Annotated in this window: 12 protein-coding genes and 1 pseudogene; 7 read left to right on the top strand and 6 right to left on the bottom strand. The window is 43.8% G+C overall.

Annotation, left to right across the window (positions count from 1 at the left end):
• Positions 1 to 101 precede the first annotated feature (101 nt).
• From Xhom_RS03580 to Xhom_RS03570, 3 genes and pseudogenes are all read right to left on the bottom strand, one after another.
• Complete coding sequence (locus tag Xhom_RS03580; RefSeq protein ID WP_084023187.1) at positions 102 to 545, bottom strand: BRO-N domain-containing protein; 444 nt, start codon at positions 543 to 545, stop codon at positions 102 to 104.
• A gap of 168 nt (positions 546 to 713) precedes the next feature.
• Positions 714 to 1,154: pseudogene (locus Xhom_RS03575) on the bottom strand (Arm DNA-binding domain-containing protein); the annotation flags it as partial.
• A gap of 187 nt (positions 1,155 to 1,341) precedes the next feature.
• A complete protein-coding gene (locus Xhom_RS03570) occupies positions 1,342 to 2,205 on the bottom strand; it encodes a YicC/YloC family endoribonuclease (RefSeq protein ID WP_069317424.1) in 864 nt (287 codons plus the stop codon).
• A 125-nt stretch (positions 2,206 to 2,330) separates the two neighbouring features.
• Here Xhom_RS03570 and rph point away from each other — a divergent pair, with 125 nt between their 5' ends.
• Complete coding sequence (gene rph / locus Xhom_RS03565; protein WP_069317423.1) at positions 2,331 to 3,074, top strand: ribonuclease PH; 744 nt, start codon at positions 2,331 to 2,333, stop codon at positions 3,072 to 3,074.
• Positions 3,075 to 3,159: 85 nt separating this feature from the next.
• A complete protein-coding gene (gene pyrE / locus Xhom_RS03560; protein ID WP_069317422.1) occupies positions 3,160 to 3,801 on the top strand; it encodes an orotate phosphoribosyltransferase in 642 nt (213 codons plus the stop codon).
• A gap of 311 nt (positions 3,802 to 4,112) precedes the next feature.
• On the opposite strand, the gene slmA is transcribed toward pyrE, so the two are convergent.
• From slmA to coaBC, 3 genes are all read right to left on the bottom strand, one after another.
• Positions 4,113 to 4,712: a nucleoid occlusion factor SlmA gene (gene slmA, locus Xhom_RS03555; protein WP_069317421.1), complete on the bottom strand. Its 600-nt coding sequence runs from the start codon at positions 4,710 to 4,712 to the stop codon at positions 4,113 to 4,115.
• Between the two features lie 160 nt (positions 4,713 to 4,872).
• The gene (gene dut / locus Xhom_RS03550; RefSeq protein WP_069317420.1) at positions 4,873 to 5,331 is read right to left on the bottom strand and encodes a dUTP diphosphatase; all 459 of its coding nucleotides are present in this window, start codon (positions 5,329 to 5,331) and stop codon (positions 4,873 to 4,875) included.
• Entirely contained in the window at positions 5,309 to 6,568 is a 1,260-nt protein-coding gene (gene coaBC / locus Xhom_RS03545; RefSeq protein ID WP_069317419.1) for a bifunctional phosphopantothenoylcysteine decarboxylase/phosphopantothenate--cysteine ligase CoaBC, read from the bottom strand. Before coaBC ends, dut begins: the two co-directional genes overlap by 23 nt.
• Positions 6,569 to 6,812: 244 nt before the next feature.
• Here coaBC and radC point away from each other — a divergent pair, with 244 nt between their 5' ends.
• From radC to Xhom_RS03515, 5 genes are all read left to right on the top strand, one after another.
• On the top strand, positions 6,813 to 7,505 hold the full coding sequence (gene radC / locus Xhom_RS03540; RefSeq protein ID WP_069317418.1) for a RadC family protein: 693 nt from the start codon (positions 6,813 to 6,815) through the stop codon (positions 7,503 to 7,505).
• 279 nt (positions 7,506 to 7,784) lie between these two features.
• A complete protein-coding gene (gene rpmB / locus Xhom_RS03530) occupies positions 7,785 to 8,021 on the top strand; it encodes a 50S ribosomal protein L28 (RefSeq protein ID WP_038239873.1) in 237 nt (78 codons plus the stop codon).
• An 11-nt stretch (positions 8,022 to 8,032) separates the two neighbouring features.
• On the top strand, positions 8,033 to 8,200 hold the full coding sequence (gene rpmG, locus Xhom_RS03525) for a 50S ribosomal protein L33 (RefSeq protein ID WP_054479979.1): 168 nt from the start codon (positions 8,033 to 8,035) through the stop codon (positions 8,198 to 8,200).
• A 163-nt stretch (positions 8,201 to 8,363) separates the two neighbouring features.
• Positions 8,364 to 9,482 (top strand): glycosyltransferase family 4 protein, encoded by a 1,119-nt coding sequence (locus Xhom_RS03520; protein ID WP_069317417.1) that lies wholly within the window; start codon positions 8,364 to 8,366, stop codon positions 9,480 to 9,482.
• Positions 9,483 to 9,671: 189 nt separating this feature from the next.
• Positions 9,672 to 10,676 (top strand): glycosyltransferase family 9 protein, encoded by a 1,005-nt coding sequence (locus Xhom_RS03515; protein WP_069317416.1) that lies wholly within the window; start codon positions 9,672 to 9,674, stop codon positions 10,674 to 10,676.
• The last annotated feature ends 1 nt before the right edge of the window (position 10,677 follow it).

Raw genomic sequence — 10,677 nt, 5'->3', positions numbered from 1 at the left:
CACTAAATCACCTATCACCTATCACCTTTCAAATTATAAGCCTTGCTATAGTAGTAATCCGATTGAGATGAAGATTTGACCTCAGTAAGGTTTCTGGTGAGTTAACAGCAGGATGAAATGACCTTTAACGAATAATAAAGTGAGGTGTTTATGTCTGACGTTAATAATCTGGATACCCAATTAGCGAATCTGTGGGCAAACGTTCCTTGCTTGGTGGCCTTGCGGCTACGAGTGATTAGTTTGTAAAAACCAGACTCTGAAATGCCAGCTCGTTTTGGATTTCCCTGAATACCATAACTTAAAGTTACAGTATTTTTTTCATCCAAATCTAAAGCCTTTAGAGCTTTACTTGGGTTCGTGATCCCCAAAGCCTTACACACGTCCGCAGCAATAAACCACGGCTCATTGTTATTTTTGAAAATTCGAACCTGTACACCCTCAAATTTAATAAATGAGATATCCGCTGAGTCGATATTCAAAATAGGTTCTTGACTGTTTTCAGAGTGAGTGAGTCCCTGACCGATTAAGGCCATTTTTTTTGTCATGTTTATTACTCCGTTATTCGGTAGGGTACAGCGACAAAATTAATTCAACTTGTGATTCAGATATGCCCTCATATCCACCAGCTTTAGCGCGGTTATTAATAAGGCTGACAACTTTCTGTGCGTCCTGCTGGTGGTGAATACGATAGCGGTAATGGCTATTTATGCCGTCAGCTTCATATGACCAATGCGAGGATTAATGTCTTTGTCTATTCTTCCGCGGAGTATGTCAGGGTGTTTCCAGCGTGGGAGTATCTGGCGTTCAAAATATTCAGCCGCTAGGTCTGATACCTTTATGGCTGCTTTTTCTGTCTCAATCTTTGCCAGTGCTTCGGCCTTGCGTTCCTGTTTCTCTCCGGCAACGTCATAGCCCAAAGCAACACGGGCTGATAGCTCTCTGGTTAGTTCTCTTGCTTTTGATAGTGATAGGTCAATGTATGAGCCTAGTATCATCACTCTGGGCTTTCCTGCGAACTTATATCTAAAACGCCATATAGGGTGCTTATAGGTTTCTCGATAGCATAGATACAGCCCGTTGCCGTCCGCTTTCCCTTCGAACCTTTCGCCGGATTTTATCCATGCCCTGATCTCTTTATCTGTGATTTTAGGCATTGTGCAATCTTCAATAAAAAATAGCCGTGTACCCCTAAATAGGTTCTGTGATCGTTAGGGGTACACCTAGGGGTACACGCTAATCATGCGCTACTGTGATTCGCTCTGCAATGCTCTGATAGTAAAAAAGCCAGATATAACAAAGTATATACTGGCTTTATGATTTGTTCTGATATGCTATGAAACGTTACTCAATATTTTGAATCTGCTCGCGCATTTGCTCAATCAGCACTTTCAACTCAATTGCAGAATTTGTCACATCCGAATTAATTGATTTTGACGCTAACGTATTCGATTCGCGGTTAAATTCCTGCATCATAAAATCCAGTCGGCGGCCGACGGCTTCTTTTTTCTTCAGGATATTACGGGTCTCTTTAATATGAGCATCCAGACGATCCAGTTCTTCTGCCACGTCGATGCGTTGTGCCAGTAATATCAACTCTTGCTCAAGGCGGTTATTTTCCAGCTGAATCTGAGCGTCTTCCAGTTTTGTTTGTAAACGCTCGCGCTGCCATTGCAGGATTGCAGGCATTTGCTCACGGACTTTAACGATTTCTACGGTGACTGCATCTAAACGCTGTTCGATAAGTGCCTTAAGTGCCTGTCCTTCTGTTTCACGGCTCTGGATAAAAGCATCTAATGCCAGATCCAACTCCGTCAGTAGCTGAGTGCTGATAGCATCCAGATCTTGCTCTTCAGCAGACATCACGCCCGGCCAGCGCAGGATATCCGCTGGATTAATCTCACCTTCGCCGCTTTGCAGTTTAACCCAGTTTGCTGCTTCAATCAGTTGCTTTGCCAGATTCTCATTCAGCATCAAGGAACCTTGAGCGCGGGCATCCAGCTCAAAACGCAGGTTACATTCTACTTTTCCGCGCGTCAGGCGGGTACGGATGCGTTCACGGATGACTGGCTCAAGACTTCTGAATTGCTCTGGCAGGCGAATATAGGTTTCCAAGTAACGTTGATTGACGGAGCGCAGTTCCCATGCAGCGTTTCCCCAATCTCCCTTGATATCTCGCCGCGCAAAAGCGGTCATGCTACGGATCATAACTCGTTCCTAATTTATAAAATGATGGGCGGATTATAGCGCTCCATGCAGTTGCAGGATAGGCATTCGCCACGTTAGGCCGTATAATACGCCCCCAATAAAGTTTTAACAGCGGAGAGAACACTATGAGCCTAGTAGGAAAGCGTCCAGCGGGAAGAGCGGCAGGGCAGGTGCGTCCTATTACGATAACCCGTCATTACACGAAACATGCAGAAGGTTCGGTTCTGGTTGAATTCGGGGATACCAAAGTGTTATGTAATGCCTCCGTTGAAGAAGGAATTCCACGTTTCCTGAAAGGTCAGGGACAGGGCTGGATCACTGCTGAATACGGTATGTTACCACGGGCGACGAATAGCCGTAATGCACGTGAAGCGGCTAGAGGCAAACAAACTGGCCGTACGATGGAAATCCAACGCCTGATTGCTCGTTCATTGCGTGCTGCTGTGGATTTGAAAAAACTGGGTGAATTCACGATTACGTTGGACTGCGATGTGATCCAAGCGGATGGAGGTACTCGCACCGCCGCTATTTCTGGTGCCTGTGTGGCGCTGGTGGATGCGCTGAATAAGCTGGTTGCTGATGGCAAATTGAAAGAAACGCCACTGAAAGCAATGGTTGCGGCAGTGTCTGTTGGCATCGTTGAGGGTGAAGGCCTCTGTGATCTGGAGTATGTTGAAGACTCTGCGGCTGAAACTGATATGAACATCGTTATGATGGATGACGGCCGGATGATTGAAGTTCAAGGCACGGCAGAAGGTGAACCGTTCAGTCATGAGGAATTGCTCTCTCTGCTCTCTTTGGCAAAAGAGGGATTGGAAACTATTTTTGAAGCGCAGCGAGATGCACTAAAACAAGATCCATTAAAATAATAAGTTAATCAGGCGGCTGAAGAGTCGCCTTTTTTATGTCTGCAATATTTGTAATTGAGTAATAAATCAAAGAGGAGAAACTCCAATGAAAGCCTATCAGCGCGAATTTATTGATCTGGCACTGAAGAAACAAGTGCTGAAATTTGGCGAGTTTACGCTGAAATCTGGTCGCAAAAGCCCGTATTTTTTCAATGCGGGTCTGTTTAATACCGGACGTGACTTGGCATTGGTTGGTCGTTTCTACGCGGCAGCTCTGCTGGATAGCGGAATTAAATGTGATTTGCTGTTTGGACCAGCTTATAAAGGTATCCCGATTGCAACCACGACAGCAGTGGCCTTGGCGGAACATCATGATATTGATATGCCTTATTGCTTTAACCGCAAGGAAGCCAAAGATCATGGTGAAGGTGGGTCGTTGGTTGGTAGTCCGCTGCAAGGCGATGTTGTGGTTGTGGATGATGTCATTACGGCAGGTACAGCGATCCGTGAATCAATGGAAATCATTAAGCAACATGGCGCAACACTGTCTGGTGTGATCTTGTGTCTGGATCGTCAGGAGCGTGGCCAGGAGGCGCTTTCAGCTATTCAGGAAGTTGAACGTGATTATCATTGCCAAGTTTATTCCATCATTACTTTGAGTGATTTAGTGAGCTATTTGCGTGAAAATCCAGAAATGCAATCCCATCTGGAATCTGTGGAAAACTATCGTAAAGAATATGGTATCTGATGGTCGATAAACGCTGATCGTTTGTAAGATAAGCATTGTTCGTAAGATAATAATCGTTCGTATTATAATAATAGCTAAGCGAAAAAAATCCCTCGCCCAAAAGTGGGCGGGGTGAGTAGTAGAAATGGCATCCTGCATATGATGCCATTATTGAGTTACCCCATATTCCTTCCATCTTTCAAGAGAACTCGAAATTAATCGGGTATAGAGAACTCAAGTAGCTGGAACATATTAACACAACTCAACAAAAAAACCGCACGTTATCATTCACTGAATGCAAGATTGGAACTGACTACAGTGCAGTAAATAATCTATTGTAACTGGGTTAATATTAATGGCCAGCGTACTTCAAATTCTGTCGTCGGACGATAACGAAATTCAGAGCGAACAAAACGAGAGAGCATTCCTTCACAAAATGCAAGCAATTGTGATGCTAAAACGGTTTCGTCATACTTGAAGCCTTGCCCATCACGGATTTTTTTCTCTTTTAAAATTTGACGAAGTTGTACTTCTATTCGCTCAAATAGTTGGTTGATGCGATTTTGTAATCTGTCTTGTTCGAACATCAGAGCATGCCCCGTCATGATACGGGTTAATCCGGGGTTTTTCTCCGCAAATCCTAAAAGCAGAATGAGAATTAACCGAATGCGTGTGATGGTGTCTTTTTCATCTTGCTGGATCAGATTGATGCGTGAAAGTAAGGAGTCTTCAATAAACTCAATCAAACTGTCAAACATCCGGGTTTTGCTTGGGAAATGACGGTAAAGTGCTGCTTCAGAAACGCCAACGTTTGCGGCGAGTTTCGCAGTGGTAATTCGTTGGCTGCCATCACTGGATTCAAGCATGTGTGCCAGTACCTGCAAGATTTCCTCACGCCTGTTTTTCTTTTTTATACGTTCTTTTTCTGCCATGTCTGATATGACCCCTGCTAAAACAGCAAAACAAATCCAGCTATTTTTGCCACAACGTTATTGCTGACAAAAACAATGTTTCTGTCAGCAATACGATAGGCAAAAACATTGTGAGCAAAAAATATGAAAATCGGTTGACGGTATCAGGCTTTATAGCAAGTTATTGACGACCGGAGTGGCCAAAACCACCGCTGCCGCGTTCGCTGGTTTCAAAGTCTTCAACCAAATTAAATTCAGTCTGTACAACGGGCACAAAAACCATTTGTGCAATACGCTCCCCCGGCTCAATAGTGAATGTTTTATCACTACGGTTCCAAACAGAAACCATCAGTTGCCCCTGATAATCGGAGTCGATAAGCCCCACCAGATTCCCCAGAACCACACCGTGTTTGTGGCCCAGGCCAGAGCGAGGAAGAATGACCGCCGCCAATTGTTCATCTGCGATATGGATAGCTATCCCAGTAGGCAGAAGCTCAGTCTGACCCGGGGCCAGCTCCACTGCATTATCCAGACAAGCACGTAAATCTAAACCCGCAGAGCCAGGTGTAGCATAAGTTGGTAAAGGAAATTCTTGTCCGATGCGGGGATCAAGGATTTTAACGTCGATTTTTTTCATCATAGCGTTTGAGTATCTCGTCTAATAAGCGGTGGCTAAGTTGTAATTTACCACAGTGGGGTAAATGAACACTGCCATCATGCCAGAATAGATGTAATGCATTGGTATCACTGTTGAAGCCGTGTCCGGCTAGGGATACATCATTTGCGCAAATCAAGTCTAGGTGCTTCTGCTTGAGTTTTCCGAGCGCGTATTCTTCCACATTCTGGGTTTCGGCTGCAAATCCAACGACAAATGGACGATTTTTTTCCATTGCGGCAACACTTGCTACAATGTCAGGGTTTTTCACTAGCGTTAGTGTGATTTCATCGCCCTGCTTTTTGATTTTCTCAGTTGCTATTTGCTTGAAACGGTAATCAGATACGGCAGCACAACCGATGAAAATATCCTGTGAAATTGCCGTTTCTTGAACCTGTTCATGCATTTCCAGTGCGCTGTTGACATCAATGCGTTTAACGCCTTGTGGCGTTGGTAAATTAACGGGGCCGGTAATTAATGTCACCTCAGCACCGCGTTCTGCCGCCGCCTGTGCGATGGAAAAACCCATTTTACCAGAGCTGTGATTGCTGATGAAACGAACGGGATCTAAGGCTTCACGGGTTGGCCCGGCAGTAATGGTAATGTGCAGATTAGTAAAATCTTCATCAGTGCTGAAATGTTGCGTTGCCAGTTCGACAATCGCCATCGACTCCAGCATTCTTCCCGGCCCGACATCACCACATGCCTGACTACCTTCATCTGGGCCCCAAATCAGCACACCACGCTCTTTAAGTACACTCAGATTATGTTGGGTTGCCTGTGCGCGGTACATTTGCTGATTCATTGCGGGAGCAACAGCAATGGGAGCAGACGTAGCCAAGCATATCGTAGTGACTAAATCATTTGCCATACCGACGGTTAAGCGAGCCAGCAAGTCTGCGGTGGCAGGGGCGAGAATAATCAAATCAGCCCATTTTGCCAGCTCAATATGCCCCATGGCGGCTTCTGCTGCGGGGTCAAGAAGATCATCGGAGACGGGATAGCCTGATACAGCCTGTAATGTCAGGGGGGTAATAAAGGCTTCTGCTGCGGGGGTCATAACGACGCGTACCTGAGCACCGCGATCCCGTAAACGGCGTACTAGCTCAGGAGTTTTGTAAGCAGCAATCCCCCCGCTGATACCGAGGACGATTTGTTTACCCGAGAGTTGATCAACAGAAAGTTGTTCACCAGAACGTTGTGTGCCGGAAAATCCTGTCATTTTGATTGTCCAGATGTAAGTTGCAATTCCTTAAGATTCTACCATAAGAAAATATTGAGTTGAGGATCCACCCTATTTAGGTAACCAAAAATGACAAGTTTGCGAAGCTTTACGCAAGCCATGAAAATGGGACTAGAGATGATTTTTTCATCATGGGATATTGAGTGAGTAAATATCAGATTGATGGATTTCATAGCCATGGATGGCGGTTCTAGGAAGAAGGATATTGAGGGGAGGATGTGTTATGGATGTCACAGTAATAGAAAGAAGCGATGAATTGCATTCAAATCTTGCTCCCCGGGAGAAGCTACTGGCTTATGGTGCGGTTTCCCTGACGGATGCTGAACTGTTGGCCATTTTTTTACGTACAGGAGCCAGAGGTGTTCCTGTTGTGCAAATGGCAGATCATTTGTTGAAATCGTTTGGCTCACTTTATCATCTCTTATCCGCTGATTATGCCGATTTTTGTTCACATAAGGGGATGGGGCTGTGTAAATATGTTCAATTGCAGGCCGTGTCTGAATTAGCAAAACGTTTTTTCTCCAGCCAATTTGTCAATGAAGATGTGATGAGTAGCCCGACGATGACGCAGCGTTATTTGCAGGATTTATTGTCTTGGCAAGATCGGGAAGTCTTTGTGGTTCTGTTTTTGACGAACCAAAATAAGGTTATTTGCCATGATGAAATGTTTAAAGGAACGATAAACAAAGTTGAAATTCATCCACGTGAAATTGTGAAACAGGCAGTTAAAGTTAATGCGGCATCGATTATTCTTGCTCACAATCACCCTTCCGGCAATCCAGAACCCAGTTTGGCAGATAAATTGGTGACAGAAAAAATTATTGAGGCGTGTGATTTGATTGGCGTTAAAGTTTTGGATCATATTGTTATTGGAAAACAATATTGTGTTTCATTTATGGAAAGGGGTTGGATTTAAAACAATTTTTTTTCGATCCGGTCAGATCTTAGTTGTTCGGGACTTGAGCATCGGCGAATGAGGGCGTATACTACGCCACCTTTGAGGATCTTGGGTTTGGCGAGAAGAGCCTATCTCAGTAAGTTTTTTTACTGGGAGAATGCTAGTCTTTTCAGTGACGGTCTTTTTAGTAAAGACGTGTTTTCAGTAACGAAAATATGCTGAGATGGGCTCCTAAGCCTGACGAGGCGGCCACACTCAATACAAAGCTCGAGCTTATTTGATTTTTGGAGAATAGACATGTCCCGAGTCTGCCAAGTTACTGGCAAGCGTCCGGTGAGTGGTAACAACCGTTCCCACGCATTAAATGCGACCAAGCGTCGTTTTCTGCCTAACCTGCACTCTCATCGTTTCTGGGTTGAGTCTGAGAAACGCTTTGTAACTCTGCGTGTATCTGCTAAAGGTATGCGTGTGATTGACAAAAAGGGTATCGATACAGTTCTGGCTGAACTGCGTGCCCGCGGTGAGAAGTACTAAGGAGCTGAAAAATGGCTAAAGGTATTCGCGATAAAATTAAGCTGGTCTCTTCTGCTGGTACAGGTCACTTCTATACCACTACGAAGAACAAGCGTACTATGCCTGAAAAACTGGAAATGAAAAAATTCGATCCAGTTGTTCGTCAGTATGTTATGTACAAAGAAGCTAAAATTAAATAATTTTAGTGGATTAAAAAAACCCAGCATTATGCTGGGTTTTTTTATATCTGTAGATAATGTTTCAGCAGATGGGTTTAACATCAGGTTATGCGTGGATGTCATATCCTGTTCAGTTATACTAACGCTTTTTTAATGGCTAACTGTCTAGGTGTGACGCTGAAAAATGACTAAAAAGACCTTGAATATCTTACACACAGAATCATCGTGTGGTTGGGGAGGGCAGGAGATTCGCATTCTGACGGAATCTCAGGGCATGATGCAACGTGGTCATCACGTGGTTATCGTTTGCTGCCCAACGTCTACTCTTCATCGTGAAGCCCATCACTATGGTGTGCCTGTCGTTGCGCTTCCGATTGAAAAAAAACGCTTGCCTTGCTTGCGGGCAATGCGTCACTGGCTAAAGAAAGAAGGCCGTCAGTTTGATGTGATCAATACCCATAGTTCCACTGATTCCTGGTTGGTCGCTGCGGCATGTGCCACATTAAAAGGTATGCCCCCGATAGTCCGAACCCGTCATGTTTCTACTCATGTTTCAAAATCTGTAGCGACTCGTTGGCTTTATTTGAATGCCTGCCAACATATTGTGACAACAGGTGAAAAACTACGCCAATATCTGCATACGTATAATGATTATCCACTTTCTCATATGACTTCTGTCCCGACAGGGATTGATTTGACTCGCTTTTGTCCTGAAAACAAGCAACAAAACCGTCAACGCATTGGTATCAAAGATAAACCGACGCTTGGTATTGTTGCGACGATGAGAACCTGGAAAGGGCATCGTTACTTACTTGATAGTTGGAAAATCCTTCACCAGCGTTATCCTGACTGGCAATTGCTGTTTGTGGGTGATGGTCCCCAAAGAAAAAACCTAGAACCACGAGTTCAGCGTGAAGGACTGACTGAGAGCGTTGTTTTTCTTGGTAACCGTCAGGATGTACCTGATTGCTTGAATGCGATGGATATCTTTGCTCTGCCTTCGTTTGGTAATGAAGGTGTACCACAAGGTATTATGCAGGCGATGGCATGTGGATTGCCGGTAGTCTCTACGTCTGTGGGGGCGATTACAGAGGCTGTAGTTGATGGAGAGACGGGATATATTATTGAACCTAAAAGTGTTGAGCAGCTAACAGAGAAATTAGATTTGTTAATAAAAGATACTGAATTGCGCTTGTATATGGGAGACGTTTCATTGAAACGGGCTACTCACTTATTTGGCATGAATAATATGTTAGAAAAAATGGAGTCTATTTTTTATCGCAGTATGGAAAGCAAGCGATGATATTTTGCTTATTTTGACTTAATTATCTTTAATATGAGTGGGTGGTTAGGTTATCAATGATTTATTGAAATGCAAAAACTTCATTTTTAGGGTTATAAAGAAGTCTTATCGATTAATAGAACATTGTATGGCTTTGATGTATAGTGCCTGAAGTCCAATTGCTGAATTGATAGTGTAGTATTCATCATTATGCATCCCAAAAATATTTTGGTCATTAATATTGCCCGTTTTGGTGATACCTTGCTGGTAACACCTGTTATTCGTGCTTTGAAGAAAAAATGGCCAGAAGCAAATATTGATGTATTTGTACATAAAAGAACAAAAGAAATCCTTGAAAACATTGGTTTAATTAATGATTTAAGGGGTTTTTCAAAAGGAAAGGCCAAGTGGAGCGGTTGGTTTTCTCGTCGGCATTATGATTTGGCATTAGTATATGGCCATGATAAATCGCTATTACAGTATGCCAAACGTAAAGCAAAGCTAACGGTTTATTTCTCGGATAACACTGGCGAAAAATCAAATGAGTATACTGTGGAGAAACCACGGGAACTGATGCAAGCGCAGCAGGAAAGGGCGCTGTTGATTAATGCGCTTGGGATTGATGTGAATGATTGGCGTTTACAATATTGCGTGAGCCAGAGTGAAGAGAAATATGCCAGAGATTTCTTTCGTCAACAGGGCTTGGAACAGCGATTATCCATAGGTTTTCAGTTACAGAGTTTCCCCGCAAAAGCTTACCGTGATTGGCCTGTAGAACATTTTTACGAATTAGCTCAACGTATTTATCGTGATTATCCACATGCGCATATTCTGTTGTTGGGCAGTAAAGATGGTGAAAATAGTGCGCAAATGCTATCTGAGAAACTGGGAACAAACAGGTGCTCATCGTTGGCTGGTAAGACGACGATGCGAGAAAATGCGGCAGTAATGAGTCAACTAAATTTATACGTTGGAGTTGATACCGGAACTACTCATCTAGCGGGGGCATTAGGCATCCCCATGGTTGCGCTGTATCACAGTTTTCATCCTGGCCGTTTTCTTGCCCCTCAGCAGCATTTAAAATTGACGGTAATTGAACATCCAGTAGATTATCGACAGGCAACCCGTCAAGATACAATGTCAGAGATATCGGTTGAGCAGGTTTGGCATGCAGTTCAAAACTTGCTTAAAAGTGAAGAGAGGGGTAATGAATAAA

Origin of the sequence: Xenorhabdus hominickii (genome assembly GCF_002632725.1) — a bacterium.
Classification (GTDB): domain Bacteria; phylum Pseudomonadota; class Gammaproteobacteria; order Enterobacterales; family Enterobacteriaceae; genus Xenorhabdus; species Xenorhabdus hominickii.
The sequence above is the reverse complement of the archived record's forward strand: the minus strand, read 5'-3'. Positions and strand labels throughout refer to the sequence as shown.